Annotated in this window: 28 protein-coding genes; 12 read left to right on the top strand and 16 right to left on the bottom strand. The window is 71.3% G+C overall.

The genetic code is table 11. The annotated features are described in order from the left end of the window. The gene (gene rsmI / locus ACIBI9_RS27040; protein WP_397225495.1) at positions 1–870 is read right to left on the bottom strand and encodes a 16S rRNA (cytidine(1402)-2'-O)-methyltransferase; all 870 of its coding nucleotides are present in this window, start codon (positions 868–870) and stop codon (positions 1–3) included. A gap of 56 nt (positions 871–926) precedes the next feature. Here rsmI and ACIBI9_RS27035 point away from each other — a divergent pair, with 56 nt between their 5' ends. Further along, positions 927–2,561 (top strand): dolichyl-phosphate-mannose--protein mannosyltransferase, encoded by a 1,635-nt coding sequence (locus ACIBI9_RS27035; protein ID WP_397225493.1) that lies wholly within the window; start codon positions 927–929, stop codon positions 2,559–2,561. 113 nt (positions 2,562–2,674) lie between these two features. Next, positions 2,675–3,859, top strand: coding sequence for a hypothetical protein (locus ACIBI9_RS27030; protein ID WP_397225491.1), 1,185 nt, complete (start codon positions 2,675–2,677; stop codon positions 3,857–3,859). A gap of 9 nt (positions 3,860–3,868) precedes the next feature. On the opposite strand, the gene ACIBI9_RS27025 is transcribed toward ACIBI9_RS27030, so the two are convergent. Beyond that, a complete protein-coding gene (locus ACIBI9_RS27025; RefSeq protein ID WP_394496243.1) occupies positions 3,869–4,267 on the bottom strand; it encodes a MerR family transcriptional regulator in 399 nt (132 codons plus the stop codon). A gap of 49 nt (positions 4,268–4,316) precedes the next feature. Between ACIBI9_RS27025 and ACIBI9_RS27020 the strand changes: the two genes are divergently transcribed. Further along, positions 4,317–5,108, top strand: a complete 792-nt coding sequence (locus tag ACIBI9_RS27020) for an MBL fold metallo-hydrolase (protein WP_397225489.1) — start codon at positions 4,317–4,319, stop codon at positions 5,106–5,108. Between the two features lie 14 nt (positions 5,109–5,122). Further along, on the top strand, positions 5,123–6,055 hold the full coding sequence (locus ACIBI9_RS27015; protein WP_397225487.1) for a DUF5996 family protein: 933 nt from the start codon (positions 5,123–5,125) through the stop codon (positions 6,053–6,055). Between the two features lie 284 nt (positions 6,056–6,339). Here the strand turns inward: ACIBI9_RS27015 and ACIBI9_RS27010 are convergent, their stop codons facing one another. After that, positions 6,340–7,764: an MFS transporter gene (locus ACIBI9_RS27010; RefSeq protein WP_397225485.1), complete on the bottom strand. Its 1,425-nt coding sequence runs from the start codon at positions 7,762–7,764 to the stop codon at positions 6,340–6,342. Further along, positions 7,761–8,432 carry a TetR/AcrR family transcriptional regulator gene (locus tag ACIBI9_RS27005; protein ID WP_397225483.1) on the bottom strand — a complete coding sequence of 224 codons (672 nt, stop codon included), beginning with the start codon at positions 8,430–8,432 and terminating at the stop codon, positions 7,761–7,763. The genes ACIBI9_RS27010 and ACIBI9_RS27005 overlap by 4 nt, the downstream gene beginning before the upstream one ends. 58 nt (positions 8,433–8,490) lie before the next feature. On the opposite strand from ACIBI9_RS27005, the gene ACIBI9_RS27000 reads away from it, so the two are divergent. Then, positions 8,491–9,126, top strand: a complete 636-nt coding sequence (locus tag ACIBI9_RS27000) for a PIG-L deacetylase family protein (protein WP_397225481.1) — start codon at positions 8,491–8,493, stop codon at positions 9,124–9,126. 1 nt (position 9,127) lies between these two features. Here the strand turns inward: ACIBI9_RS27000 and ACIBI9_RS26995 are convergent, their stop codons facing one another. Further along, positions 9,128–10,354 (bottom strand): RNA polymerase sigma factor, encoded by a 1,227-nt coding sequence (locus ACIBI9_RS26995; RefSeq protein ID WP_397226061.1) that lies wholly within the window; start codon positions 10,352–10,354, stop codon positions 9,128–9,130. Further along, positions 10,354–10,773, bottom strand: coding sequence for a YciI family protein (locus ACIBI9_RS26990; RefSeq protein ID WP_397225479.1), 420 nt, complete (start codon positions 10,771–10,773; stop codon positions 10,354–10,356). Before ACIBI9_RS26990 ends, ACIBI9_RS26995 begins: the two co-directional genes overlap by 1 nt. An 83-nt stretch (positions 10,774–10,856) precedes the next feature. Here ACIBI9_RS26990 and ACIBI9_RS26985 point away from each other — a divergent pair, with 83 nt between their 5' ends. Both ACIBI9_RS26985 and ACIBI9_RS26980 read left to right on the top strand, forming a co-directional pair. Further along, positions 10,857–11,648, top strand: coding sequence for an alpha/beta fold hydrolase (locus tag ACIBI9_RS26985; protein ID WP_397225477.1), 792 nt, complete (start codon positions 10,857–10,859; stop codon positions 11,646–11,648). A 30-nt stretch (positions 11,649–11,678) separates the two neighbouring features. Continuing rightward, positions 11,679–12,152, top strand: coding sequence for a VOC family protein (locus tag ACIBI9_RS26980; protein ID WP_397225475.1), 474 nt, complete (start codon positions 11,679–11,681; stop codon positions 12,150–12,152). Here ACIBI9_RS26980 and ACIBI9_RS26975 read toward each other — a convergent pair. Together ACIBI9_RS26975 and ACIBI9_RS26970 are read right to left on the bottom strand one after the other, a co-directional pair. Continuing rightward, positions 12,142–12,789 carry a haloacid dehalogenase type II gene (locus tag ACIBI9_RS26975; protein WP_397225473.1) on the bottom strand — a complete coding sequence of 216 codons (648 nt, stop codon included), beginning with the start codon at positions 12,787–12,789 and terminating at the stop codon, positions 12,142–12,144. The two genes, ACIBI9_RS26980 and ACIBI9_RS26975, sit on opposite strands and share 11 nt — an antisense overlap. Further along, positions 12,786–13,376 carry a TetR/AcrR family transcriptional regulator gene (locus tag ACIBI9_RS26970; RefSeq protein WP_397225471.1) on the bottom strand — a complete coding sequence of 197 codons (591 nt, stop codon included), beginning with the start codon at positions 13,374–13,376 and terminating at the stop codon, positions 12,786–12,788. Before ACIBI9_RS26970 ends, ACIBI9_RS26975 begins: the two co-directional genes overlap by 4 nt. 266 nt (positions 13,377–13,642) lie before the next feature. Here ACIBI9_RS26970 and ACIBI9_RS26965 point away from each other — a divergent pair, with 266 nt between their 5' ends. Then, positions 13,643–14,833 (top strand): Cmx/CmrA family chloramphenicol efflux MFS transporter, encoded by a 1,191-nt coding sequence (locus tag ACIBI9_RS26965; RefSeq protein WP_397225469.1) that lies wholly within the window; start codon positions 13,643–13,645, stop codon positions 14,831–14,833. 5 nt (positions 14,834–14,838) lie between these two features. After that, positions 14,839–15,639 (top strand): maleylpyruvate isomerase family mycothiol-dependent enzyme, encoded by an 801-nt coding sequence (locus tag ACIBI9_RS26960; RefSeq protein WP_397225467.1) that lies wholly within the window; start codon positions 14,839–14,841, stop codon positions 15,637–15,639. Between the two features lie 22 nt (positions 15,640–15,661). Here ACIBI9_RS26960 and ACIBI9_RS26955 read toward each other — a convergent pair whose 3' ends face one another. Beyond that, a complete protein-coding gene (locus ACIBI9_RS26955; protein WP_397225465.1) occupies positions 15,662–16,768 on the bottom strand; it encodes an FAD-dependent monooxygenase in 1,107 nt (368 codons plus the stop codon). 81 nt (positions 16,769–16,849) lie between these two features. Between ACIBI9_RS26955 and ACIBI9_RS26950 the strand changes: the two genes are divergently transcribed. Beyond that, positions 16,850–17,560 (top strand): TetR family transcriptional regulator, encoded by a 711-nt coding sequence (locus ACIBI9_RS26950; protein ID WP_397225463.1) that lies wholly within the window; start codon positions 16,850–16,852, stop codon positions 17,558–17,560. 280 nt (positions 17,561–17,840) lie between these two features. Here ACIBI9_RS26950 and pip read toward each other — a convergent pair whose 3' ends face one another. Both pip and ACIBI9_RS26940 read right to left on the bottom strand, forming a co-directional pair. Next, a complete protein-coding gene (pip, locus tag ACIBI9_RS26945) occupies positions 17,841–18,800 on the bottom strand; it encodes a prolyl aminopeptidase (protein ID WP_397225462.1) in 960 nt (319 codons plus the stop codon). A gap of 57 nt (positions 18,801–18,857) precedes the next feature. Next, positions 18,858–19,640 (bottom strand): neutral zinc metallopeptidase, encoded by a 783-nt coding sequence (locus ACIBI9_RS26940; RefSeq protein WP_397225461.1) that lies wholly within the window; start codon positions 19,638–19,640, stop codon positions 18,858–18,860. A 118-nt stretch (positions 19,641–19,758) separates the two neighbouring features. On the opposite strand from ACIBI9_RS26940, the gene ACIBI9_RS26935 reads away from it, so the two are divergent. Both ACIBI9_RS26935 and ACIBI9_RS26930 read left to right on the top strand, forming a co-directional pair. Further along, positions 19,759–20,334: a hypothetical protein gene (locus tag ACIBI9_RS26935; RefSeq protein WP_397225460.1), complete on the top strand. Its 576-nt coding sequence runs from the start codon at positions 19,759–19,761 to the stop codon at positions 20,332–20,334. 64 nt (positions 20,335–20,398) lie between these two features. After that, positions 20,399–20,551 carry a hypothetical protein gene (locus ACIBI9_RS26930; RefSeq protein WP_397225459.1) on the top strand — a complete coding sequence of 51 codons (153 nt, stop codon included), beginning with the start codon at positions 20,399–20,401 and terminating at the stop codon, positions 20,549–20,551. Here ACIBI9_RS26930 and ACIBI9_RS26925 read toward each other — a convergent pair. From ACIBI9_RS26925 to ACIBI9_RS26905, 5 genes are all read right to left on the bottom strand, one after another. Next, positions 20,548–21,795, bottom strand: coding sequence for an MFS transporter (locus ACIBI9_RS26925; protein ID WP_397225458.1), 1,248 nt, complete (start codon positions 21,793–21,795; stop codon positions 20,548–20,550). The two genes, ACIBI9_RS26930 and ACIBI9_RS26925, sit on opposite strands and share 4 nt — an antisense overlap. Continuing rightward, entirely contained in the window at positions 21,762–22,607 is an 846-nt protein-coding gene (locus tag ACIBI9_RS26920) for an NAD(P)H-binding protein (protein ID WP_397225457.1), read from the bottom strand. Before ACIBI9_RS26920 ends, ACIBI9_RS26925 begins: the two co-directional genes overlap by 34 nt. A gap of 107 nt (positions 22,608–22,714) precedes the next feature. Further along, positions 22,715–23,947 (bottom strand): MFS transporter, encoded by a 1,233-nt coding sequence (locus ACIBI9_RS26915; protein WP_397225456.1) that lies wholly within the window; start codon positions 23,945–23,947, stop codon positions 22,715–22,717. Between the two features lie 113 nt (positions 23,948–24,060). Next, positions 24,061–25,131, bottom strand: coding sequence for a CU044_5270 family protein (locus tag ACIBI9_RS26910; protein ID WP_397225455.1), 1,071 nt, complete (start codon positions 25,129–25,131; stop codon positions 24,061–24,063). Continuing rightward, on the bottom strand, positions 25,124–25,669 hold the full coding sequence (locus tag ACIBI9_RS26905; RefSeq protein ID WP_397225453.1) for an RNA polymerase sigma factor: 546 nt from the start codon (positions 25,667–25,669) through the stop codon (positions 25,124–25,126). The genes ACIBI9_RS26910 and ACIBI9_RS26905 overlap by 8 nt, the downstream gene beginning before the upstream one ends. Positions 25,670–25,733: the final 64 nt, after the last annotated feature.

The raw sequence follows: 25,733 nt of genomic DNA, 5'->3' as shown, positions 1-25,733 counted from the left end.
CTATGGCGTAGGGGATCTCCTGTGAACCAGGTCATACAGCTCGCGTTTGGGGATGCCCGCCTGCTTGGCCACGTCGGCGACGGCGATCTTGCGCTGGACGCCCTCGGCGACCCTGCGGTCCACCTCGGCGACCAGCTCGTCCAGGTCCGGCTCGCCCTCCCCCGGCGCATATCCGGCGACCACGAGCGTGATCTCGCCCTTGACGTCCTTCGCCGCCCATTCGGCCAGCTCGCCCAGACCGCCCCGCCGTACCTCCTCGTACGTCTTGGTGAGCTCGCGGCACACGGCGGCCTGCCGGTCGGGGCCGAACGCCTCGGCCATGGCCTCCAGGGAGCTCGCCAGCCGGCGCGGCGACTCGAAGAAGACCATCGTGCGCTCCTCGCCCGCCAGGGCGGCCAGGCGGCGGGCCCGCTCGCCCGGCTTGCGCGGCGGGAAGCCCTCGAAGCAGAACCGGTCGCTGGCCAGCCCGGACACGGCCAGCGCGGTCGTGACGGCGCTCGGCCCCGGCAGCGCGGTTACCGTGATGCCCTCGTCGACCGCCAGGCGCGTCAGGCGGTAGCCGGGGTCGGAGACGCCCGGCATGCCCGCGTCCGTGATGACCACGACCGTGCGGCCCTCTTTCAGGGTCTCCAGGAGCTCCTTGGCCCGGGCCACCTCGTTCTGGTCGTAGTAGGACACCACCCGGCCCTCGATCTCCACGCCCAGCTCGGTCGCGAGCCTGCGCAGCCGCCTGGTGTCCTCGGCGGCCACCACGTCGGCGCTCCCGAGCAGCTCGCGCAGCCGCGGCGAGACATCACCCGCCTGGCCGATGGGGGCTCCTGCCAGCACCAACCTGCCGTCTCCAGTCACCTGACCATTGTGGCAGGGCATCCCAAATAACCGTGTTTCTGCGTTTGCTATCGGCTTGGGGCCCGTACGATGTCCGAATGGCGGTGACCGATTCCCCATACCAGGCCAACGAGAGCTCGGAGGTCGGCGACAGCCTTCCCAAGACGATGTCCGTACGCGAACGGCTCGTGCCTCCCATGCGCGGCAGCATCCTGTGGGGCTGGATCGGCCCGCTGCTGGTCACCCTTTTCGGCGCCGTCCTGCGCTTCATCAACCTGGGCCACCCCAAGGCCGTGGTGTTCGACGAGACGTACTACATGAAGGACGCGTTCTCGCTGATCACCTGGGGGGTCGAGCGGACCACCGTCAAGGACGCCGACAAGGCGATCATCGCCGGGAACACCGACATCTGGCAGTCGTGCACGGCCGAGACGCTCGACAAGTGCGCCTCCTACGTCGTCCACCCGCCGCTGGGCAAGTGGATGATCGGCGCGGGCGAGTGGCTGTTCGGTCTCAACCCGTTCGGGTGGCGCTTCGCCGCGGCGCTGATCGGATCGTTGTCGATCCTCATCCTGGCCAGGGTGGCCCGCAGGATGACGCGGTCGACGCTGCTGGGCTGCTTCGCTGGCCTGCTGCTGGCCCTCGACGGCCTGCACTACGTGCTCTCGCGCACGGCGCTGCTGGACATCTTCCTCATGTTCTGGGTGCTGGCCGCGTTCGCCTGCCTGGTGGTCGACCGCGACCAGGCCCGCGAACGGCTCGCGAACTGGTACGAGAACTCGCCGCTCTCGCCGCACGGCCCCCCGCTGGGGATCAGGTGGTGGCGGATCGCCGCGGGGGTCTGCCTGGCCTTCGCGATGTCGGTCAAGTGGTCGGGGCTGGCGTTCGCCGTGGCGTTCGCGATCATGTCCGTGATGTGGGACTTCGGTGCCCGCCGGGCCGTCGGGCTGCGGCATCCGTACGTCGGGGCGTTCAACAAGGACGTGCCGCAGGCGTTCCTGGCGTTCGCCGTGGTGCCGTTCGTCACCTACATGGCCACCTGGGTCGGCTGGTTCGTCAACGCGACCGGCTACGGGCGCAACTGGGATCAGGCCACCTCCGCGGGCAACCCGCTCTTCTTCGTCTTCGACTCGATGCGGTCGTGGATCAAGTACCAGTGGCAGGTCTTCACGTTCCACAGCGGGCTGGAGACCTCGCACCCGTACATGTCGGAGCCCTGGCAGTGGCCGCTGCTGCTACGCCCGGTCGCCTTCTACTACGAGGGCAAGCAGAACACGTGCGGCGTCAAGGACTGCTCCGAGGCCGTGCTGGGCGTGGGCACGCCGGTGATCTGGTTCGGGGCGGTGGCCGCGCTGGTGGCCCTGATCGCGTGGTACGTCTCCACGCGCGACTGGCGGGCGGGAGCCGTGCTGCTGTCGTACGCCATGGGCCTGGTGCCGTGGATCTACTTCGCCATCGCCGACAACCGTACGATGTTCCTGTTCTACGCCATCCCGATGGTGCCGTTCATGGTGCTGGCCATCACGCTGTGCGCCGGGCTGCTGATCGGGTCGTCGAAACCGACGGCCACGGGGGCGATGCCGGTACGGCGCACCGTCGGGGCCGCCGTGGTCGGCGCGTTCACGCTGCTCGCGCTCATCAACTTCTGGTGGCTGCACCCGATCCTGTCCGCCGAACTCATCCCGTACACCGAGTGGAAGGCCCGCATGTTGTTCGAGAAACGGTGGATATGACCTGCTTACCGTCCGCCCATTAGTGGTTTCTTAGGGTTATCGCTGTGCAAGACCCAATACGCACCGGATTCGGTCATCGTCAGGCCAGGGGTCGATACGGCAAACTTCGAGGCATGAGTGCACCGGATGTCACCGCCCTGCTCGCCGAGTTGGAGCGCTCTCAGCCGGAGCTGGCCGAGGAGGCCAGGACCGCCGTCGAATGGCTGACGGGCGGGGAGCCGCTGGAAACGGTGACCCAGCTCGACGTCTGCGAGTTCCTCTGGTACACGTTGCCGCTCAAGGTGGGCGGCGACCACGAACGTCTGGCACGTTCGCTCGGCCGGCTGCTCCAGCTCGGCGGGATGGAGCGCTATGCCGCTCTGTGCGTGTCACCCACGACCCTCCAGATCCTCCGTACCTACGCCCGCGAGGGTGAGGACGCCGGCACCAGCGCCTACCAGCAGGCGCTCGAGGCCACGGGCGTGCTCCCGCCCGACGTCCCCGAACTGCAGTGGAGCATGATCATGGGGCCCGAGGAGCTGGGCGCGCACATCGCCTGCTCCGCCGCCCTGGAGCTGGCAATCGTCGCCGGCGAGACCGTCGACCGCACCGCCCTGACCCGCCGCTGGCTCACCGAGCCCCGCTCCGAGCTGGGCGGCGACAGCTGGCTCAACCGCGTGCACGGCGAACGCCTCAACCGCTGGGTGCTGGGCCGCGGCCCGGCCAGGCGCGAGCTCGCCCAGCCGTTCGAGGTGCGCCTGCACGCGCCCATCACCCCCCAGGCCCTGCCCCCGTTGCACCGACTCCTCACCCTGGCCGCCTCGGAGGAGAGCCTGCCGCTGCGGCTGGCACCCTCGCCCGAGGCGCTCAGGCTGCGCGAGCTGGCCGAGCGGGAGCTGGGCGCGATCAGCCGCGACGGCACGAAGCTGGCCATCACCGACTACGGCCGGCGGCTGCTCAAGTCGAAGTCGGCCATGTGGTCGGCGGTCACGAGGCTGCTGCTGGCCAGGGGCAAGCACGAGTTCGAGGTGTCGGCGCGGGAGGCCGCGCTGATGCTGCTGGCCGACGGCACGCTGATGTCACCCACCGAGTTGCGCGAGCGGGTGGCGGAAGTGGTCGGCGGCGAGGGCTGGCATCCCACCACGACCGTGGAGGACGTCGCCGCGCCGGTGGCCGACCTGATCTCGCAGCTCACCGCCCTGGGGCTGGCCTTCAGCGACGAGCTGGCGGTGCGGATGGACCGCTCCGGCCAGCTCGCCGCGCTGGCGGCCCTGCGCGCCCATGCCCTGCGACCGAGAAAGTACGTCAACCCGAGCTGACTAGCGTGCTCAGCCCAGCGGCACGCGGCGCACGGCCTGCTTGAACTCAGGACACTCAACAAGCGGGTCGTGGTCGCAGGTCACCGCGTGCCGCAGGCTGTCGCGCAGCCTGGTGAGCTGCGCGACCCGCTCGGACACCTCGCGTTCCTTGGCCGCCATGCGCTCGCGCAGCCTCGCGTCGGACGGCCTGGCGCGCAGGAACTCGGCGATCTCCGACAGCGTGAACCCCGCGTCGCGGGCGCACGTGATCAGCGCCAGGCGCTCCAGCGTCTCGGGGCGGTACGCGCGGCGCAGGCCGTTGCGCCCTTCCGCCTGGATGAGCCCCTTGCGCTCGTAGAACCGCAGCGCCGACGCGGCCAGCCCGCTCTGCCTGGCCACCTCGCCTATGTCGATCAACGTGTCTGCCACGACCTGGCTCCTTGACTTGAACCGCGCTTCAAGTCGCAGTCTAGTGCGCATGCGAATTCACCACCTGAATCTCGGCTCCATGCGCGAGATCGAATCCCTGGACGGGCAGCCGGCGGCACCCGCCGTGTGCCACGCGCTGCTGGTCGAGACGCCCGCCTCCGGGCTCGTCCTGGTCGAGGCCGGGCTGGGCCTCGACGACGTGGCCAAGCCCGAGGAGATGCTGGAGCGCGAGTGGGCCGAGCTCGTCGGGCCACTGCTCTCGCCCGACGAGACCGCCGTACGGCAGGTCGCCGCGCTCGGCTACGACCCGCTCGACGTACGGCACATCGTGCTGACCCACCTGGACGTGGACCACAGCGGCGGCCTGCCCGACTTCCCGCACGCCCAGGTGCACGTCATGGAGGTCGAACTGGAGGACGCCATCGCCCAGGCCCCCAACCGCCGCTACCGCCCGGGCCACTGGGCCCACTCACCAAAATGGGTGACTTATCCGGACACGGGCACCCGGTGGCTGGGCGTGGACGGGGTGCGGCCGCTGACGGGGCTGGGCGAGGACTTCCTGCTCGTGCCGCTGGACGGGCACACCCGCGGGCACGCCGGCGTGGCGGTCAACGACGGCGAGCGCTGGCTGCTGCACGCCGGGGACGCGTACTTCTACCACGGCGAGCTGTCCCGCGAGCCGCAGCCGCACCCGCTGATGGACATCGTGCAGGTCAGCGCCCAGGTCGACGCCGAGCGCCGGGTGTCGAGCCAGGAACGCCTGCGCTCGCTCGTACACGACCACGGCGTCACAGTCTTCTCTGCCCATGACCCATGGGAACTGTCCCATTACATAGGGTAGTTACCATTGGTCTCATGGAGCTGTTCCCAGCCATGCCGCTCGCGGAGTGGGCGGAGGCCAAGGAGACCTTTCACAGGTTCGCGCAGATCGTGGGGAAGATCCGGTTGTCGTCGAGCAACCGGCGCAACCACTGGTGGCAGGTGCCCTTCCACCCGACCGGCCGCGGGCTCACCACGCGGCCGATGGGCGGGCTGGGCGAGCAACCGCTGTTCAGCATCGACTTCGACCTGGTGCGCCACCGGCTGGTGGTGGACGTGTTCGACGGGCGCAGCGCGGAGTTCAGCCTGATCGGGCGGTCGGTGGCGTCGTTCCACGACCGGCTCTTCGAGACGCTCGCGGGGCTGGGGATCCGGCCGGAGATCTGGGCCGTGCCGTTCGACCTGGGCGACAACACGCCGTTCGCCGACGACACCCTGCACGCCCGGTACGACCCCGTCCTGATCAACCGCTACTGGCGGATCCTGTCGCAGGTGGTGCAGCTCCTCGACCGCTTCGCCGCCGACTTCGCCGGCAAGACCTCGCCGGTGCACCACTTCTGGCACACGTTCGACATCGCCGTGACGCGCTTCACCGGCCGCGTGGTCCGGGTCTCCCCCGACGTCGACCCGGTCACGCGGGAGGCGTACAGCTGGGAGGTCATCAGCTCGGGCTTCTGGTTCGGCGACAAGGAGCGGCCGTGGCCGGCGTTCTACTCCTACACCGCGCCGGAGCCCAAGGGCCTCGAACTCGAGCCGCTGCGGCCCGTCGAGGCCGAGTGGCTGCCCGCCCGGGGCAGCCACCTGGCCATCCTCCGGTACGACGACGTGCGCGCGATGGGTGATCCGGTCGCGTCCGTGCTGGAGTTCCTGGACAGCGCCTACCAGGCGGGTGCCCGGCTGACCGGGCTCGACACGGAGGCGCTGAGCTCCCCCGGGGGCGTCACGGACCCGTACTACGGGAAGTACTGAGCGGAAAGTATTGAGCGCCCGCCCTCCGGGGAGGGCGGGCGCTCAACGTATGCGAACCGGTGTGCAGGTCGCCTCTCGGCGAAAGGCACAACGCGGCTCCAGCCGAACGGTATTCCGCGAAGGCAATAGGTGAGGCCCGGGGACACTGGACACACCGGCCACGATCTATGTAACCACACCCACCCCCGGAACATTCCCTACCGCGACACGAATTTCCGAGGCCGCGCCGCTACCCCCCTCCCCTGCCCCGCCGCACCGCTCCGTTCCCCAAGGGACCCCAGCCCTTAAGAGCGGGCCGGGACCTTGGGCGGGGTCGTGACGGCGGTGTCGCGCATGGCGAGGATGGCCGCGAACGCCAGCACCCCCGCCACCCCACCGATCCACGCCACCGTCGCCCCCACCCCACCCGCCGTGACTCTGGGCCCGGCGAGCAGGGATTGCGTGCAGGCCAGGCTCAAGGTGCCGCCGAGCTGCTTGGTGAGCGCCGATCCGGCCGTGGCGGTGCCCATGTCGGCGTGCGGGACGCTGCTCTGGGTGGCGATCGTGATCCCTCCCATGGCGGGCCCCGTGCCGAGGCCGGCGAGCAGCAGCCACGCCCCGGTCAGGATCGGCGAGGTGTCCGGCCCGAGGGCGAAGAACGCGCCCGTGCCGATCGTGATTAGCGCCGCGCCCGTCAGCAGCGCGGGCTTGGGATGCCCGGAGCGCAGGATGAGCGCCGCCGTCATCCGGTTGCCCACGGTCATCCCGATCAGGAACGGAAGCAGGACCAGCCCGGAGGCCGTGGCCGAGTAGCCGCGTACGTGCTGGAGGTAGAGGGGCAGGAGCACCCCGACGGGCAGGACGGCGAACTGCATGAAGAACCCGCCGGCGAGCAGGGCCGCGTACGTGCGGCGGCGCAGCAGGCGGAGCGGGAGCACCGGGGTGGCGGCCCGGCGTTCGACGGGCACGAGGGCGGTCAGCAGGGCCAGACCGGCCAGCAGGGTGCCGAGCACGGCGGGGTCGGCCCAGCCCAGGGCGGTGTTGCCCTTGAGGCTGAGGCCCACCAGCACCAGCGACAGGCCGGTGGTGAGCAGGGCGATCCCGGCCATGTCGAGCCTGCCGGGCGCGGCGCCGGGAAGTCGGCGCTCGGGCAGCAGCACGGCGATCACGGCGGCGCCGGCCGCGCCCAGGGGCAGGTTGATCAGGAACGCCCAGCGCCAGCTCGCATGGTCGGCCAGCAGACCGCCGAGCAGCGGGCCGCCCACCATGCCGACGATCATCATGGCGGCCAGCAGGGTCTGCATGCGGATCATGCCCTCCGCGCGGGAGGGCGGGTGCAGGTCGCGGATCATGGCCATGCCCAGGGTGAGCAGCGCGCCCGCGCCCAGGCCCTGGAACGCCCGGCTGGCGATCAGGAACGGCATCGAGCCCGCCACGCCGCAGGCCAGGGATCCCGCCAGGAAGACGGTCAGGCCGGCGAGCAGGAGCCGGCGGCGGCCGTACAGGTCGGAGAGGCGGCCGTAGACGGGCACGGTCACCGAGGACGTGAGCAGGTACGCGGTGACCAGCCACACGTACCACGAGCCCGACCCGCCTAATTGCTCGACGATGCGCGGGAGGGCGGTGCCGACCACGGTGCCGTCCAGCATGCCCAGGAAGGCGCAGCCGAGCAGGGCGTACGTCACCGCCGTGCGGCTGCGGGCCGGGAGGTCCTCGTAGAGGTCCGTCACCCGGCCTCGCCGCCCTTCAGCGCGCCGTGCAGGAACAGGTGGACCAGCTCGGCCGAGGTGAGGGGGGACGACCCGCCTCTCCCGGACGCCAGGATCAGGAACTGGAACGCCTCGGCCAGCCGCTCCGGGGGCAGCCTGAGGTCGTCACGCTCGGGCTCGAACAGCCCGGACAGCACGTCGCGGGTGGCCGCCATCGACGCCTCCCGTCCCGAGAGCGCCCGCCCGGCACCTTCCTGCGAGCCACGCCCCTCTGCGGAGGCCTCGGAGGCCTCGGAGGGCGCGCCCAGGAGGCGGGGGTCGCGGCGGAGGCCGCCCGAGGCGGCCAGGGCGCCGGCCACCGCGCCCATCCGGGCCAGGTAGCCGCGCAGCGTGTCCGCGGCCTCGGTCAGCCGCTCCTCCAGCGGCACGTCCAGCGCGATCGCCGCCACGTGCGCGAGCGTGTCGTCGGGCCGCGCCGCCTCCGCCATGCAGGCGGCCAGCAGGGTCTCCTTGTCGCCGAACGCCCGGAAGATCGTGCCTTCGCCGATGCCCGCGGCGCGGGCGACCTGGGCGGTGGTCACGGAGGTGCCGTACTCCACCACCAACGGAAGCGCCGCCCGGACGATCATCTCGCGGCGCTGTTCTGGGCTCATCGCCGGCGCGCGTCGCCGGCCCGTTGAGTTCGTCATGCCTAAGAAGCTACGGAGTGAGTACTCACTCCGTCAACGAAATATAGGGTGGCCATCCATGGCGACACTCCTGGCGTTCCACGCTCATCCGGACGACGAGGTGCTCCTGACCGGCGGCACGCTCGCCCGCGCCGCCGACGAGGGCCACCGCGTGATCGTCGTGGTCGCGACCGACGGCGTCATGAAGTCCGTCGCCGAGGGCGGCACGACCAGGATGAACGAGCTGCGCGCCGCCGCCGCCGTGCTGGGCGTGGCGCGCGTCGAGCACCTGGGCTACGCCGACAGCGGGCACGGCAAGGACCTGTATCCCGACCCGCCGGACCGGATGCGGTTCGTCCGCGCGAGCACGGAGGAGGCCGCGGCCAGGCTCGCCGCGATCCTGCGCGAGGAGCAGGTCGACCTGCTGCTCAGCTACGACCCCAACGGCGGGTACGGCCACCGCGACCACGTCAAGGTGCACGAGGTCGGCAGGCGGGCCGCCGCGCTGGCGAAGGCGTACAGCCCCGGCAAGGCCATCACCCACAGGATCGACGTGCGCCGCTACGCCGGGCAGAAGCAGCGGGCGCTGGCCGCGCACCACTCCCAGATCAGCGGCGACGGCCGGTTGTCCGCCGTCGCGAGAGTGCTCGTGCGGCTCCCCGCGCCCGTGTTCGGCCGGCTGCTCGGCCGCGAATGGTACGTCGAGGCGAAATAGGCTAGAGCCGCGCGGCCCTGCCCCGCAGGTAACGCTGCTGCGGGAAGCTGGTCGTACGCCTGGCCGCCTCCTCGTAGGAGTCGCGGGCGGCCGCGTGGTCGCCCGCCATCTCCAGCAGGTGCCCGCGGACCGCGTGCAGCCGGTGGTCGTCCGACAGGTGCTCCTGGAGGGGTTCGAGCAGGCGGAGCCCCGCGAGCGGGCCGCGGGCCATGGCCACGGCGACGGCGTGGTTGAGTGCCACCATGGGGTTGCCGGCGATGCGCATCAGCAGCTCGTACAGCGCGACGATCTGCGGCCAGTCGGTCTCCTCCGCGCTCGGCGCCTCGTCGTGCACGGCCGCGATCGCCGCCTGGAGCTGGTAGGGGCCAGGCGCGCCGCCGGAGAGCGCCCGGGTGACCAGGTCGACGCCCTCGGCGATGTAGCCGGCGTGCCACGTGCCGCGGTCCTGCTCGGCCATCGGGATCAGCGCGCCGTCGGGGCCCGTACGCGCCGGTCGCCGCGCGTCGGTGAGCAGCATGAGCGCGAGCAGCCCGGTCACCTCGGGGTCGTCGGGCAGCAGCCGGTGCACCATGCGGGCCAGCCGGATCGCCTCGTCTATCAGCTCCGCGCGTACCAGTTCGGGCCCGGATGTGCCGGCGTACCCCTCGTTGAAGATCAGGTAGAGCACGTGCAGGACCACGCCGAGGCGCTCGGCCCGCTCCTCCGCCCTGGGCAGCCCGAACGGCAGGCCGCTGTCCTTGACGCGCTGCTTGGCCCGCGTGATGCGGCGCGTCATCGTGCCCTCGGGCACCAGGAACGCGCGGGCGATCTCCGCCGTCGTCAGGCCGCCGACCGCGCGCAGGGTGAGCGCGATCTGCGAGGCCGGCGACAACGACGGGTGGCAGCACATGAACAGCAGGATGAGCGTGTCGTCCGCCCCCGAGACCGGCTGGTCGGCGGCGGGCGCCAGCCAGTCCTCCGGCAGCGTCCAGGCCGCCACGGCGTCCTCGCGGCGCAGGCGCGCCTGTTCGCCGCGGAGCAGGTCGGTCAGCCGGCGCGCGGCGACGGTGATCAGCCACGCCCGTGGATTGTCCGGTACGCCCTCCTTCGGCCACTGCAGCGCGGCCGCCAGCAGCGCCTCCTGGACGGCGTCCTCGGCGGTGGCGAAATGCCCGTAACGCCGTACCACCGCGCCGAGAACCTGCGGCGCCAGCTCGCGCAGCAGGTCCTCGGCCGCCAGGCCGTCGATCAGAACCCCAGGTCCGCGACGCCCTCGGCGATGGGCCTGACGTCGGTCACGCTGCCATCCCAGACGCCGCCGGGGCTCGGGCACTTCGCCAGGCGTCCGGCGATCTCGGTGGCCCGGTCGAAACTGTCGCACTCGACGATCCAGTAGCCCGCGAGCACCTCCTGCGTCTCCGCGTACGGGCCGTCCGTCACGACCGGGACGCCGTCGCGCAGTTCGAGCCGCCTGGTGTGCACGGGCGCGACCAGGCCGCGCGTCTCGACGAGCTCGCCGGACTCCTCCAGCTCCTTGTTGAACGCCTCCATGAACCGGTGCATCGCCCCGACGTCCTCCGGCGACCAGGCGGGCTGCCCTTCGGTGTCCTTGCCGGACAGGACGTCGTAGTCCTGCTGCGTGCCGTACGACAGGATCATGTACTTCATGGTGACGGAGTCCTCTCTCGTGTGCCTCTCACCAGGTACGTCGGAGCCGCGCCCGCTCACCGGACACCCCTACGATGCCAGACATGCCATTTGCGACAGCCGTGGACGGCGTCAAGCTGTCCTACCAGGTCCGCGGCGGCGGGCAGCCCCTCGTCCTCCTGCAGGGACAGGCCAACGAGCACCGCTGGTGGGATCCCGTACGCCCGGACTTCGAGCAGGAGTTCCGCACCGTCACCTTCGACTACCGCGGCACGGGCGGCAGCGACAAACCCGACGAGCCGTACACCACCCGCGGGTTCGCCGCCGACGTGCTGGCCGTGCTCGACGAGCTGGGCGTGGAGAAGGCGCACGTCTACGGGACGTCGATGGGCGGGCGGGTGGCCCAGTGGCTGGCGGCCGACCATCCCGGGCGGGTCGGGTCGCTGGTGCTCGGCTGCAGTTCGCCGGGCGGCGCCCACGGGTTCGAGCGGGACAACGACGTGCGCAGGTCGCTGGCCCAGCCGGACCGGGCGGCCGCCGAGCGGGCGCTGCTGGAGCTCATGTACACGCCTGCCTGGCTGGCCGGCCACCCGGGCCCCTACTACACGGTCGGCGACCCGGGCATGCCCGCGTACGCGCGCCGCCGCCACCTGGCCGCCAGCGCCGGGCACGACAGCTGGGACGCGCTGCCCTCCATCACCGCGCCCACGCTGGTGGTGCACGGCACCGACGACGTGTTCAACCCGGCGGCCAACGCCCCGCTGCTGGCGGGCCGCATCCCCGGGGCGCAGCTGCGGATGATCGACGGGGCGCGGCACGCGTACTTCGAGGAGTTCCGGGAGGTCGCGAGCCCTCTGGTGCTGGATTTCTTGCTCGCGGGCGCATCTAGGACGTGATCTGGCCTACTTCCTGAATAGCCTCCGGGCATGAACATTCCAGAGGGATACACCACCGTCACGCCGTGGATCATCGGTTCCGACACCGCGGGCCTCATCGACTACCTCAAGGCCGCGTTCGACGCCGTCGAGCTGGCCCGGGTGACCGACGACGAGGGGCGCATCGGGCACGCGGAGGTGCGGATCGGGGACGCGGTGGTGATGATGTTCGACGCGCCTCCCGGCTGGCCGCCCACGCCCGCCTTCCTGCGCCTGTACGTCCCCGACGCCGACGCCACCCACCGCCGGGCCGTCGAGGCGGGCGGGACGTCGGTGACGGAGGTCACGCACCTGTTCTGGGGCGACCGGGTCGGGCGGGTCAGCGACCCGTTCGGCAACCTGTGGTGGATCCAGGCACGCGTCGAGGAGGTCCCGCCCGAGGAGCTGGAGCGCCGCATGACCGACCCCGTCTTCACGAAGGCGATGGAGTACGTCCAGGGCGCGGACTTCTTCCCTAAGCGGTGATACGCCTGGCCAGCGAGACCAGGTCGGGGGCCGACAGGTGCGGGGCGCTCATCACGCTCGGGTACGGCGTGCCGCGCCGCTCCAGCCACGCCCCCGACAGCCCGGCCCGCTGGGCCCCGTCGATGTCCCACGGGTGCACCGCGACCAGGACCGCCTGCTCCGGCCGTACCCCGGCCTGGCCGGTCGCGTACTCGTAGGCCGCGCGGGCGGGCTTCCACGCGCGGGGACCGCTCACGTCCAGCGTGGCCTCCACCAGGTCGAACAGCCCTTCGCGGCGCAGGATCCCCTCGGTCATGGCCGCCGCCCCGTTCGTCATGGTGAACAGGCGGATGCCGCCCTCGCGCAGCAGCCGCATGCCCTCGGGGACGTCGGGATGCACCCGCAACTCGGTGAACCCCTTCAGCACGTGGCTCACCGCCTCGTCCCCGGCCCCCATCTCCCTGAGCACGTCGGCCGCGATCCGGCCGAACTCGGCGAAACCGCCCGCCGCCGCGAGCGCGAACCCGTCGCGCAGCACGCTCGCGAACCACGTCCCCATCTGCTCGCCGGACAGCCCCACCTCCTCGAACCTGGCCCTCATCGGCTCCATGTTGGTCAGCGTCTCGTTCACATCGAAGATCACTACCTGCGGCTTCATCGTGCTTCCCTTCTGAGCGAATCGAGTGCGGCGGACGTGCCCTTGCGCAGGGCGGCCGGGTCCGCGCCGGCGCGCGAGCGGAGGTTCACCCCGTAGGCCAGCAGGGTCAGGGACTCCGCGGTCGCGTCGAGGTCGAGGCCGGCGGCGAGCTGCCCCTGCGCCCCGGCCGCCTCCAGGGCCGTGCGCATCGTCGCGCGGAGCCGGTCGTGGTGCTGGTCCAGCACCTGGCGCACGCCCGGGTCCGCGCCTTCGGCGTTGGCGTTGGTCGCCATGCAGCCCCAGCGCGCGTGCTCGCCCGCGCACCTGATCCGGATCAGGCGGTCGAAGAACGCCTCGATGGCGGGCAGCCCGCGCCCGTCGTCGGCCAGGGTCTGGAACATCGGCTGCGAGCGCCGCTCGACGTAGCGGCGCAGCGCCCGCACGTACAGGTCCTGCTTGCCGCCGTAGGTCGCGTACAGGCTGGAGCGGCTGAGGCCGGTCGCCGCGATCACCTCCGCGATGCCCGTGGTGGCGGCGCCGCGCTGCCAGAACAGGCGCTCCACCTGCTCCAGCACCGCGTCGGGGTCGAAATGCTTCACGTCCGGCATCGGCACCTCCGCACTCCATCTTGGAACGATTGGTCCAAGATAGCATTTGCGGAGGGGCTCGGCACCTTGCTACGGTCGCCCTCATGTCCAGCCCCGAGGCGTCAAGACGCTAGCCACCGGTCATCCGGTGGCTGTCTCGCGCTGACGCCGGGCTCTCCGCGAGCCGTGCGGTTCTTCGTGATGCGGCCAATTCCCCAGCGGGGCAGGACCTTCCTCCGGCCTGCCCGCTTCCTTGTCGATCCTCGATACGGTCGCGGAGTTCTCTCATGCCTTTCGCTGTCTACCTGCTCGGACTGGCGGTTTTCGCCCAGGGGACGTCCGAGTTCATGCTGTCCGGGCTCATCCCGGGCATCGCGCGGGACCTGCGGGTGTCCATCCCCGCCGCGGGGCTGCTCACCTCGGCCTTCGCCGTCGGGATGGTGGTGGGGGCGCCGCTCATGGCGGTGCTCAGCCTGCGCTGGTCCCGGCGGTCCGCGCTGCTGGCCTTCCTGGCCACGTTCCTGATCGTGCACGTGGTGGGCGCGCTCACCACCAGCTACGCCGTGCTGCTCGGCACGCGGGTGATCGCGGCGCTGGCCAACGCCGGGTTCCTGGCGGTGGCCATGGCGACCGCCGTCGCGCTCGCGCCTTCCGACGCCAAGGGACGCGCCACCTCCGTCCTCCTCGGCGGCGTCACGATCGCCTGCGTCGCGGGCGTGCCGGGCGGCGCGCTGCTGGGCGAGATGTGGGGGTGGCGCTCGGCGTTCTGGGCGGTGGCCGTCGCGCTGGTCCCGGCCATCGTCGCGGTGCTCAGGTCCGTGCCGTCCGGCGCCCCCGGTCCGGCCGGTCCGCGGGCCCGCGGGGAGCTGCGGGCGCTGCGCCGGCCGCGGCTGCTGGTCCTCCTCCTGCTGGCCGGTCTGGTGAACGGCGGCACCTTCTGCACGTTCACCTACCTCGCGCCCCTGCTCACCGGGGACACCGGGATCGGGTCCTCCTGGATGCCCCTGATGCTGGCCCTGTTCGGGCTGGGCTCGTTCGCCGGGGTGACCGTCAGCGGGCGGGTGGCCGACCGGAGGCCGATCCGGCTCCTGGTGATCTGCGGACCGGCGCTGGCCGCCGGGTGGGCCGTCTTCGCGCTGACGGCCGGCGCGCCGGTGCCCGCGGTCGTGCTCGTCTTCGTCCAGGGGACGCTCTCGTTCGCCGTGGGGTCCACGCTGATCTCCCAGGTGCTGTACGCGGCCACCGGCGCGCCCACCCTGGCCGGCGGGTTCGCCACGGCCGCGCTCAACGTGGGCGCGACGCTCGGCCCGTGGCTGGGCGGCCTGACCATCGGGGCCGGGCTCGGGCTGCGCTCGCCGCTGTGGGTGAGCGCCCTGCTGGTGGCCGCCGCCCTGGTCACCGCCGCCGTCGCCCACGCGCTCGGGCGTCCGTCATCGGCGAAGTCGGTGGAGAAGGACCAGCCGGCTGAGGCACAGTGAGTGGAATGGAACCCGCTTCGCGCTTTCACCGAGAGGTCCGAGCATTCCAGGACGCCGCCCGGCAGGCGGCCGACACCGGCGCCGCGCCCCCGGTGCCGTCCTGCCCCGGCTGGTCGGTGGCCGATCTGCTGATCCACCTGGGCTTCGTGCACCGGGGCGTGTTCAGCATCATCGAGGACCGGCGCGACGGGCTGCCGGACGGCTCCGACCTGTCCTTCGCCGGGCTGCCGCCGGACCTCACGGGGTGGCCCGACCCGCAGCACGCGCCCAACCTCGGGCCGATCCCGGACGGGGTGCTCGACTGGTTCGAGGAAGGGGCGGCCCGGCTGGAGGCCCTGTTCAACGAGCGCGACGCCGCCGATCCGGCGTGGACGTGGTCGAAGGAGCAGACCGTCGGGTTCTGGGTGCGGATGCAGACCATCGAGGCCGCCGTGCACCGCTGGGACGCCGAGAACGCCCTCGGCGTCCCGCGCCCGATCCACGAGGACGTGGCGGCCGACGCGGTCACGCAGACGTTCGAGGTCATGGCGCCCGCGCGGCGTGAGTGGACGCAGGCGCCCGCCGGAGCGGGCGAGCGGTTCCGCTTCCGGCGCACACGCGGCGAGGGCGACTGGGCGGTCCGCTTCGACGGCCCGGACGTACGGCTGTCCTCCGGGGCGGACGGCGGCGATTTCGACGTCGAGCTGGCCGGGAGCGCGTCGGACCTCATGCTGTTCCTCTGGAACCGCATCCCGGCCGACGGCCTCGACGTGCGCGGCGACAAGAGCAGGCTCGACCGCTACTTTGTCCTGGTGCCTCCCGTATGACCTAATCTGACCGGCATGCAGGTCAGGTGCGGGCGAGGAGACCCATCGACAGGGCCAGCCCGTTCCGCGCCCACATGCCCAGGTGGGTCTTCGGCACCATCATGCGTACGTTCGGCCCGATCTGCTGCTTGCGCTTGACGAGCTCCCGGTGCCCCTCCTCGTACCGCTGGAAGGCGACCCGGTGGTCGGAGGCGCCCGCGAGCTCCTCGGCCAGCCGGTACGCCCCCACGACGGCCAGCTCCGCCCCGGCTCCCGACGCCGGGGAGGCGCAGTAGGCGGCGTCCCCCACGAGCGCCACCCGCCCCGACGACCACGAGGGCAGGTGCACCTGGCTCAGCGCGTCGAAGTAGAAGTCGGGATCGGCGAGGGCCCCGTCGAGCAGTTCGCGCACCCGCCAGGACGTCTCGCCGCCGAACGCCGCCTTCAGCAGCGTCCTGTGCTGCTCGACGTCGCGATGGTCATAGGCCAGCGGCTCCGACCTGAAGATGAAGTACGCCTTCGCCTGGGCGTGGTTCCCCGACCGGTAGAGCCCCGCCATCTTGCCCGGAAGGTTGTACATCGTCACCCACCGGTCCTCCCCCAGCGCGGAGTCCGCGTTCGCGAACGCGAAGTAGTGCCCCATGTGCCGCAGGGCCCCCTCCTCGGGCCCGAAGGCCAGCCGCCGCACCGAGGAGTGCAGCCCGTCGGCCCCGATGACCAGGTCGAACCGCCGCGTCGTGCCTCCCTCGAACGACACCGTCACGCCGCCGCCGTCCTCCTCCATCGACCGGACGGAGTCGCCGAAGACGTACTCGACCTCCGGCTCGGTCACCTCGTGCAGCAGCGCCACCAGGTCGCCCCGCATGATCTCGATCTCGCCGTTCCGGCTCATGTTCATGCGGGCCACGGCCCGGTCCGCCGCGTCGACGAACTTCATGCCCCGCACGTCCGCCGCCGCGGCCCTGACTTGCGGCATGATCCCCATCCGCTCGGCCACCTCGCTCGCCTCGTCGCGCAGGTCCACCCCGTTGCCGCCCGTGCGCAGCCGCGGCGCCCGCTCAACCAGCGTGGCCCGCATCCCGTGCCGGGCCAGCCAGTACGCCAGCGTCTGCCCGGCGATGCTCGCCCCCACCACCAGAACCTCAGTCATGTCTGCACCTCTCCTGACCGTTGGTCAGTTCAGGACTATAGGCTCCCGACCAACGGTCAGGCAAGGTCTAGAATCGGCGGCGTGACGGACGACACTCGCTCGCGGATCCTCCAGGTGGCGCACGACCTGTTCGCCGCGCAGGGCTATCACGCCACCTCGATCCGCGAGATCGCGGAGCGGCTCGAGCTGACCAAGACGGCGGTCCTCTACCACTTCCCCAGCAAGAAGGAGATCATCGCGGCCCTGGCCGAGCCGCTGCTGGCCGACATGGAGGCCGCGATCGACGCGGCCAACCGCGCGCCGGGGAACGACGAGCGCCAGAAGCGGTGGGCGGTGATCGAGGGCCTGCTCGACGTCTGGCTGACGCACCGCGACCTGCTCAGGCTGCAGATGCGCGACCTCGCGCTGGCCGCGGAGGGGTCGGTCTTCGACCGTTTTCGAGACGCCGCCTACCTGGCCCAGCACCTCATCGCCGGCCCGCTCGCCGACCACGCGGACCGCATCCGGGCGGCGCAGGCGTTCGGCATGCTCAGCGACCCCGTCGTGATGTTCGCCGACCTGCCGACGGAGATGCTCCGCTCCGCCGTGCTGGCCGGCGTCGAACGCCTGCTGGAGGACCGTCCCGAGCCACCGGCACAGGAGGCGCGCCGGCGCGGCAGGCCGGGGGCGATGACGCCGGAGGCGGTCGAGCGGGCCAGGCGCATGCACGCCTCAGGCGATCACACGGCCGCCGAGATCGCCCGCGCTCTCGGCGTCTCCCGCGCGACCCTCTACCGCCACCTGTCCGCTTAATATTGAGACACTGTATGAGACATTTTCGAGACACCGTCAGGGTGACCATCGCGGGCACAGCGGGGGGAATCCTCCGCGCACGGGCGTTTAATTCGGTGGTGTCCAGACAGTCGGTAAAGCTACTGTTGCTGCAGGTCAGCGAGTGGGCATGCGGTTGTCAGCACGCTGTCCCCTGCGGACCCGCGGCTCACCCGTACGGAATCGACCGACGGCGAGGCGATGGTCACCACTGGCGCCGTCCTGACGCCCCAGACGATCGCGAGCCGCGGGTCCCGCCCCTTCACCGCCCGGCGAAGCCGTCGAGGGCGGCGGACAACTCCTTGGACAGCGTGCCGCTGCCGGTGTGCCCCGAGTCGTCCACGACGACCAGCTTGGCGTCCGGCCAGGCCTTCGCCAGCTCCCAGGCCGTCTCCAGCGGGCCGCCCAGGTCGAGACGGCCGTGGATCAGCACGCCGGGGATCCCGGCCAGCCGCCCCGCCTCCCGCAGCAGCACGCCCTCCTCCAGCCAGGCGGCGTTGGAGAAGTAATGAGAGCAGATCCGGACGAGCGCCAGCACCGCCTCGGCCGGGCGGTCGCTGTAGGCGTTCGGCTTGCCGTTGGGCTCCATGGAGATCACCGCGTCCTCCCAGGTGACCCAGTCCCTGGCCGCCTTCGCCCGGACCTCGGGATCGGGGTCGGCCATGAGCCGCGAATACGCCGCCAGCAGCGCGAAGGTGTCACCGTCGCGGTCGGCCTCCGGGACGCCCTGCCTGAAGCGCTCCCACTCCTCCGGGAAGAACCGCCCGACGCCGCGGTAGAGCCAGTCGATCTCGGAGCGGCGCGTGGTCGTGACGGCCACGATGACCATCTCCGACACGCGTTCCGGATGGGCCTCGGCGTAGGCCAGCATCAGCGTCGAGCCCCACGAGCCGCCGTACAGCAGCCACTTGTCGATGCCGAGGTGCTCCCGCAGCCGTTCCATGTCGGCGACGAGGTGGTGGGTCGTGTTGGCGCTCAGGTCGACGGACGGGTCGCTTGCGTGCGGGCGGCTGCGGCCGCAGTTTCGCTGGTCGAACAGGACGACCCGGTAGCGCTCCGGGTCGAAGAGACGGCGCACCCCCGTCTTGCACCCCGATCCCGGGCCGCCGTGGACGACGAGCGCGGGCTTCCCCTCCGGGTTGCCGCAGACCTCCCAGTAGACGAGGTTGCCGTCACCGGTGTCGAGCAGGCCGTGGTCGTACGGCTCGGTGGGGGGATACATGGAGCGATCTTATCGAGACGGCCGCGGTGGCCCCGTTGGACCACCGCGGACGTGCGGTCAGGCGACCTTGGACGAGGGTGCCGCCCAGGTGTTGCACGAGCCGGGGTCGCCGGTGGTGAATCCGCGCTTGAGCCAGTAGCGCACGGAGGCAGGCCGGCCGTAGTCGCGGAACTCATCGGGGTCGTCGCCCTGCAGGAGCCTGACGAGCGTGTTCCAGTCGCTCATGTTCCTGCCCTCGAGCGGCCAGACGCTCTTGAGGAAGGCGGCCCCGAAGCATTCGGTCTGGAGGCTCACGCGGCGGTCCTGCTCATACATCTCCGCCTTTTTGTCATAGGACAATTTGTCGTAGGCTTTGGTGATTCCGGCCAATTTCTGCACGTGGTAGCCGTACATGGAGGCCGCCGTGTCGAAAAGCCAGAGGTCGTCGGGCTCGTCGAGCCAGTCCTTGCCGAGCTGGAAGACCAGCGTTTCGGTGCGGTCGCAGTACCAGGCCTGCGAATTCTCTTTTCCTACGTCAAAGCCGCAGTACTTCTTGGGGATCCGGTTCATGTGCCGCACCTTGACCGGCCTGTAGGTCACGCCGGCCTTCGTGAGGTGTTGCTCCCAGGTGGTCTCCAGGCACGCGACGATCCCGTCGAGGTAGTCGCGGGCCTGCTTGAGATTGTTCGGCTCGAGCGACTCCTCCGTACAGGTGGTCGTCGGCAGTGCGCCCGCCTCATAGAGCGGGTTGGCGGTTAGTTGGGAGGATTTGACGGGGTATGCAGCCGCCTGGGCGGTAGCGGTACCGGCTAAGGGCATCATGAGGGCGCCTGTCAGCGCCGCGAACATGAGAAGTTTCACGAGTCGTGAGAATAGGACCTCTCGGTAAAGAGGGCTAGATACAACTATGAAGTAATTCAACCACCACTAAGGGTAATGATCTCTGCGGATAACCGGATTACCATCCGCAGGGAGCACCATGTACAAGCACGCCATTGCCGCATTCGCCGCGACTTCCGGCCTGCTGCTGGCCGCCGGGCCGGCCGCCGCAGAAGAGGGGGCCGTGGACACCGTCCTGTGCGGCAACAACAACGTCGTCAGCTACAGCACGCAGTCGTCCTGGGCCGAGGACTTCGACGCCCTGACCGAATCGGTCTTCAACGAGTCGCCGCTGGGTCCGCCGTGGTACGGACGCCCGAGCTTCGTCGACGGCCGGACCTGGGTCAACCGGACGACGACGTGCGGCCAGAGAGTCCCCACGTACAAGGCCGGCGGCGTCGTCGGCCTGGTCGACGGGCTGCTCGGCCCCATACCTGCGGCGCCGTGCACGACGGCGGCCTCGACGCGCTCGTCGCTGCTGGCCTCTCTAGGGATCACGCAGGTCGTCGACTCGGTCTGGCTGGGCGCGGTGCCCTGCAACACGGTCAGCACCTGGACCCCGACCACCGACACCTGGATGATCGAGACACCGACCGATCTCACAGTGGAGAGGCCCACGTCGTTCCTGGACGCCATCGGGGTCTCGACGCTGGTCAACCAGATCCTCGGCAGCTGACGCGCCTCTGGTCTCATCGTCAGGTGCGAATGCGGGCATCCGCACCAGCCCGGCTCAACCGAAGATGGACGGCCTCGGCATCGCGTGGACCGAGTTCACCTGGCAGGAGGACGGCATATTCCTCTGCCGTCACGCCGATACCGAGCCGTCCCCCTCCCGGAAGTTCACGATGCTGTACGCCGACGCGCGCGGCGTACAGCTGGTCCATCAGCCCTAGCCGCTGAAGCGGCGCAGGTCGCCGCTGAGCGCGGCTCCGGCGGCGGTGAGCAGCATCAAGCCGCCGATCAGCACGATCGACCCCGCCCCGCCCAGAGCCGCCGCCAGCGCGCCGCCGAGCACGGGCCCCAGGGGCGAGAGCCCGAACCCGGCCGCCGTCAGGACGGCGTCCACCCGGCCCAGCATCTCCTCGGGGGCCAGCCGCGCGATCACCACGCTCGTCACCACGTTGAACGCGGGCATGGTCAGGCTGAACAGCACCAGCGGCCCCATCGGCCACCACGGGCCGAACGGCAGCGCCATCGCCACGATCGAGGCCCCGAAAACGGCCGTGAACACGATGGTCAGCTTGCCCGGCGGCAGCAGCCGGCCGACCCGTCCGGACAGCAGCGCGCCGACCAGCCCGCCGATCCCCGCGCCGGCCAGCACCGTCCCGGTGCCGAGCGCCCCGCCGCCGCGCTCGCCGACCAGCACGATCAGGGGAAGCAGGTACGCGGGGCTCAGCAGGTTGAGCATCATCACCACGGCCCAGACCGCCCGCAGCCCCCGCTGACGCCACAGCCAGGCGACCGCCTCCCCCATGTCCCTGCGCATGCTTCGCCGGCCGCCCGGCTCGCTCTTGGGCCGCCGCGGCACCTTCGCCCCGGCCGCGCACAACGCGGCGACGAGGAAGGTGACCGCGTCGACGACGAAGGGCACGGCCCGCCCTAACCCGTACAGCAGCGCGCCGAGCGGCGGCCCGATCAGCCTGGCCGCGTGCAGGCGGGCCTGCTCCTGCGCGTACGCGTTCGGCAACTGCTCGGTCGGGACGACCCCGCGGATCGCCGTCGTCCGCGTCGGCCTGAGGAAGGCGGCGCATCCTCCGTCGATGACCGCGGTCACGACGAAGTGCCAGACGAGCGCCCGGTCCCCGACGATCAGCGCGGCCAGGACCGCCGCGTTGACCGTCTGGAGCCCCTGGACGGCGATCAGCGTGCGCCGCCGGTCCCACCGGTCCACCCAGACGCCGGCGGGCAGCTGGGCCATGACGGACGCGGCCGTACGGGCGCCCGCGACGATCCCCGCCCACCCCGGCGAGCCGGTGAGCGCCAGCACGAGCAGCGGCGTGGCCAGCCTCGTCAGCTCCATCCCCACCTGGGAGACGGCGCTGCCGACCCAGAGCAGCTGGAACTGCTTGTTCCTGCGCAGCGGCACGACACCCATGGGGTTGCTCAGCGGAATTCGTCCGCGTTGTCCACGGCCCATCGCCCGAATGTACGCGCCGGCGCCCCGGTGATCTCCTCCACCGTCGAGGTGACCAGCTCCGACCGCGGCCGCGCCTCCGCGCTGGCCAGCAGGGCCTCCACCAGGGCAGGCGGCCTGCCGTCCGCGAGCATCTGCTCACGCGCGGCCTGTACGGGCACCTTCTCGAACCGCAGCGGGCGCCCGACGGCCTCCCCGATCGCGCGCACCTGCTCGGCCCGGCCCACCACCTCCGGCCCGGTCAGCACGTACGTGGCTCCGTCGTGCCCGTCGTCCACCAGCACCCGTACCGCCACATCCGCGACATCGCGCGGATCGATCACCGCGGTGGCGGCGATCTCCGGCCCCCGTACGACACCGGTGGCCCGGATCTGCGCCGCCCATCCCCGGGTGTTGGAGGCGATGGTGTTCGACCGCAGGACGGTCCACCGCAGCCCGGACCTCTCGATCAACCTCTCCATGTCGGCATGCAGCTGGTTGATCGGGTCGCTCTGCCGCTCCGCCTCGTCGTCCACCCCTGACGACGAGAGGTAGACGACGCGGCGGGCCCGGCTCCTGATCACCTCCAGCACGGCGGGGGCGCCCTCCGCGCCGAGGAAGGGCCAGACCAGGAACACCGTCTCCACGCCCGTCAGCGCCCGCTCCAGCGTGCCGGGCACGCCCAGGTCCCCTTCCACGACCTCCACTCCCCCTGGAAGCCGCGCCGCCTGGGCATCCCTCACCAACGCCCGCGCGGAACCACCGGCGGACACCAGCCCGGCCACGACCTGCCGGCCCACGTTGCCGGTCGCCCCGGTCACCAGAATCTCGGTCATGACGGGGTCAGCCCGGGCACGGACGGCGATATTCCGCCCAGTCCCGAGCGGGTCCCCCTACGAGGGCCACCCGTGCGAACCGGTCTCCGGGACCGGCCGCTCGATCGTCACGATCGCCCGGCGGCCCTGACGCGCGCCGACCAGATGATCGCGTAGGCGACGGCCAGGAGTCCGAGGAGGCGGGTGGTGTCGGTCATGCCGATGGCCGCGGTCATGGGCGCGACCGCGAGTGTCGACAGACCCTGGAACGCCGCCGAGAGGCTGAAGACGAGCACCATGACGCGGCCGCGGACGTGGTCGGGCGTCGCCAGTTGCAGGCCGTTGAGGGCGAGGATCGCGCACGCGCCCACGCCGAGGTGGCCGGCGAACGCGGCGGCCATTCCCGGGCCGAGTCCGGAGACGTGGGCGAGGGCCAGGTATCCGAGGCCGAAGACGGCCAGGGCCGCCGCGGCCACGTACAGCCGCCGACGCGTCGAGCCGGCGGCGAGCCGCCTGCCCGCGAAGGGGCCGAGCACGGCGCCGAGTCCCTGCGCCAGGTAGAGGGCGCCGACTCCCGCGTCGCCGACGTGGAAACGATCGAGGGCGTAGACGGGCAGGAGCCCGACCATGCCGTAGCAGAGACGCAGCCCCGCGGTCAGCCACAGCAGGGCCGCGGCCATGGGGGTGGTTCGCAGGAACCGCCAGAGTTCGGCGGTGTCAGCGCGTATGCGCAGCCGGCGCGTCGACACGGCGCTGGAGAATGGCCGCTTGATCCTCGCGACGAGCAGCGCGGAGACGATGAACGAGGCGCCGTCGACGAGGAGTGTGGCCGAGGTTCCCCAGGCGGCGGTGACCACGCCTCCCAGGCCGGCTCCGACGAGCAGGCCGGCCGAGTACAGGCTGCCGAGCACGGTCTGGGCCAGTGAGAGGTCCCGGCCGGTGACGAGGTTGGGCAGCGCGGCCTCGGGGATGGGACCGGCCACCGCGGCGAACACCGACAAGACGGCCAGGCAACCCAGGGCCACCGCCACCGAGCCGGTATGGAAGGCGATCAGCAGCCCGCCCACCGGGACCACCGAGCCCAGGTCGCAGGCGATCCGGAGACGCCGCCGGTCGAAGCGGTCGGTGAGCGGGCCGATCAACGGGAACAGCAGCACTCCGGGAAGAGAGTTGATCGCGAACAGCAGCGCCGTCCACCCCGGCGAGCCGGTGTTGAGGTAGACGAAACCGCTCAACGCGACGAAGGCGAACCAGTCGCCCGTCAGGCTCAGCGCGCACGCGCCGACGAGGCGTCTGAAATCGGCGTTGCGGCGCAGCAGCGCGAAGAGGTCGCCGGAAGATCGGCGCCATGCAGGGAACACTCGGTGACTCCAGCAGTGTGTCCCCCCGAGGGGGACCGGAAAGGGGTGACGTCGTCGACACAGCTGCTGGTCAGTCACAAAGGTGCTGCATGGCAGCATGGTAGTGCCTGCTCCTACCGCTTGGCCTTGCAGGACTTCGGCAGAGGGGGCCGCTGCGCGGTCCACCTCGTCTCGGGCGTCCACGCGGTATAGGACAGGATGTCGCCCCCGGAGCTGCCCGGCGCATAACCGACCCGGGCCAGTGTGGCGCCGGTCCGCGGGTCCAGGAGGGTGTGCATGTACGAAGAAGACCCCGCGCTGTCACGCGTGAAGGTGACGGACAGCGCCTGCCTGCCCATCGGATCGGTTGCCGTGCCGTGCACCACGGTGTCGGGAAGCTCGGCCAGCAGTCGCAGGATCGCGGCACGGAGCTGCGGACGGATCGGCATTGACAGCAGATTTCCCGCGAGCGGGAGGAAGTCCTCGAAAGGCTCCTCGAACCCCCGGCTCACCCATATCCGGTGATACTCACGAAGCTTGGCGAGCAGTCCGTTCCGGTCGGCGGGGATGGCGGCCAGATCGGCGAGCGTGAAGCTCGCGACGGAGGAGTCCCCCACTTGGGCGTCGCCTCGGTCGTACCACCCGCAGTCGTACAACCGGACGGTGATCCGTACCGGACGGCACTCGTCAGCGGGGTTGCCCTTGGCACAGCGCGGCTTGACCCGGGCCGGTGCTCCCGCCGCCCGCCAGGCGCGTTGGTCGGCCGGGGAGGCCGGGAGCGCGGTCGCCGCGTAGGACAGGATCGTGGACTGCTCCGCGGTGTTCATCGGAACCCTGCGCTCGATGCGCTGCCGGGTCCGCAGGTTGTAGTCGCCCGCCGACACCCGGTCGCCGGTGATCATCACCTCCCACCAGTAGGCGCCCCTTTGGTCAGGCAGCCGCTCGACGCGGTCGGCCAGCTGCAGCAGTTCCGCGTTCCGCGGCTGGACCAGCACCGGAGCGGGCGCGGAGACCACGCCGGCCATCACCGTGATCGCCGTGACCACCGCCGCCGTGGCCATGGCCGCGCCGAGCGCCCACACCCACACACGCGTACGGGAGCGGGTACGGCCGGCGGCGAGGCGGGCCCGGGCGCGGGCGACCACCTCGGGCGGGGGCGGCGGCGCGTCGGGCAGTGCCCGGGCGAGCAGGTCGAGCTCATCCATCAAGGTCCTCCTTCAGCGCGCCGAGCGCCGCGCGCAGTTGCTTGCGCGCCCTGTTGAGCCGGGACGCGACGGTTCCGTAGGGAATGTCCAGGGCGGCGGCGACCTCCGCGTGGCTCAGACCGCCCAGCGCGATCAGCAGCACCACGTCGCGGTCGCGCTGTTTCAGCTTGGCCAGCGCCCCCGCGAGCGGGCCGGTGAAACGCGCGGCGTCCACCCGATCGAGCACCCGATCCAGCACGGGATCCCCGTGGCCGTCCCAGTCGCGCTCCGCCGCGCGGGCGAGCGCCTTCCACCTCGTGGTCTCGGTACGGCGGTGCCGCGCGACCAGGTTGGTGGCGATGCCGTACAGCCAGGGTCTGACCTCTCCCACGGCCGGGTCATATCCGCCGCGCAACGCCACGAGGAAGACCTCGGCGGCCAGGTCGTCGGCGTCGTCCGCGGGCAGGCGACGGGCGATGTATCGGTGGATCTCGGCGAAGTAGCGGTCGAAGAGATCGGGGGCCACCAGCTGATCCGTTCCGTTACGCGTGTTGTACACGATCACAACCGTTCTTGCCGCAACGGGGGAAATGCTTTCACGCTCGGCGGGACCTCCTCCGGGG

The sequence above is a fragment of the Nonomuraea sp. NPDC050451 genome (genome assembly GCF_044458585.1).
The sequence above is the reverse complement of the archived record's forward strand: the minus strand, read 5'-3'. Positions and strand labels throughout refer to the sequence as shown.

What these genes read in the sequence shown, in the direction of transcription:
- rsmI (WP_397225495.1), bottom strand. Translation starts at nt 870, where the DNA reads ATGCCCTGCCACAATGGTCAGGTGACTGGAGACGGCAGGTTGGTGCTG.
- ACIBI9_RS27035 (WP_397225493.1), top strand. Translation starts at nt 927, where the DNA reads ATGGCGGTGACCGATTCCCCATACCAGGCCAACGAGAGCTCGGAGGTC.
- ACIBI9_RS27030 (WP_397225491.1), top strand. Translation starts at nt 2,675, where the DNA reads ATGAGTGCACCGGATGTCACCGCCCTGCTCGCCGAGTTGGAGCGCTCT.
- ACIBI9_RS27020 (WP_397225489.1), top strand. Translation starts at nt 4,317, where the DNA reads ATGCGAATTCACCACCTGAATCTCGGCTCCATGCGCGAGATCGAATCC.
- ACIBI9_RS27015 (WP_397225487.1), top strand. Translation starts at nt 5,123, where the DNA reads ATGGAGCTGTTCCCAGCCATGCCGCTCGCGGAGTGGGCGGAGGCCAAG.
- ACIBI9_RS27005 (WP_397225483.1), bottom strand. Translation starts at nt 8,432, where the DNA reads ATGACGAACTCAACGGGCCGGCGACGCGCGCCGGCGATGAGCCCAGAA.
- ACIBI9_RS27000 (WP_397225481.1), top strand. Translation starts at nt 8,491, where the DNA reads ATGGCGACACTCCTGGCGTTCCACGCTCATCCGGACGACGAGGTGCTC.
- ACIBI9_RS26990 (WP_397225479.1), bottom strand. Translation starts at nt 10,773, where the DNA reads ATGAAGTACATGATCCTGTCGTACGGCACGCAGCAGGACTACGACGTC.
- ACIBI9_RS26985 (WP_397225477.1), top strand. Translation starts at nt 10,857, where the DNA reads ATGCCATTTGCGACAGCCGTGGACGGCGTCAAGCTGTCCTACCAGGTC.
- ACIBI9_RS26980 (WP_397225475.1), top strand. Translation starts at nt 11,679, where the DNA reads ATGAACATTCCAGAGGGATACACCACCGTCACGCCGTGGATCATCGGT.
- ACIBI9_RS26975 (WP_397225473.1), bottom strand. Translation starts at nt 12,789, where the DNA reads ATGAAGCCGCAGGTAGTGATCTTCGATGTGAACGAGACGCTGACCAAC.
- ACIBI9_RS26970 (WP_397225471.1), bottom strand. Translation starts at nt 13,376, where the DNA reads ATGCCGGACGTGAAGCATTTCGACCCCGACGCGGTGCTGGAGCAGGTG.
- ACIBI9_RS26965 (WP_397225469.1), top strand. Translation starts at nt 13,643, where the DNA reads ATGCCTTTCGCTGTCTACCTGCTCGGACTGGCGGTTTTCGCCCAGGGG.
- ACIBI9_RS26960 (WP_397225467.1), top strand. Translation starts at nt 14,839, where the DNA reads ATGGAACCCGCTTCGCGCTTTCACCGAGAGGTCCGAGCATTCCAGGAC.
- ACIBI9_RS26955 (WP_397225465.1), bottom strand. Translation starts at nt 16,768, where the DNA reads ATGACTGAGGTTCTGGTGGTGGGGGCGAGCATCGCCGGGCAGACGCTG.
- pip (WP_397225462.1), bottom strand. Translation starts at nt 18,800, where the DNA reads ATGTATCCCCCCACCGAGCCGTACGACCACGGCCTGCTCGACACCGGT.
- ACIBI9_RS26935 (WP_397225460.1), top strand. Translation starts at nt 19,759, where the DNA reads ATGTACAAGCACGCCATTGCCGCATTCGCCGCGACTTCCGGCCTGCTG.
- ACIBI9_RS26930 (WP_397225459.1), top strand. Translation starts at nt 20,399, where the DNA reads ATGGACGGCCTCGGCATCGCGTGGACCGAGTTCACCTGGCAGGAGGAC.
- ACIBI9_RS26925 (WP_397225458.1), bottom strand. Translation starts at nt 21,795, where the DNA reads ATGGGCCGTGGACAACGCGGACGAATTCCGCTGAGCAACCCCATGGGT.
- ACIBI9_RS26920 (WP_397225457.1), bottom strand. Translation starts at nt 22,607, where the DNA reads ATGACCGAGATTCTGGTGACCGGGGCGACCGGCAACGTGGGCCGGCAG.
- ACIBI9_RS26910 (WP_397225455.1), bottom strand. Translation starts at nt 25,131, where the DNA reads ATGGATGAGCTCGACCTGCTCGCCCGGGCACTGCCCGACGCGCCGCCG.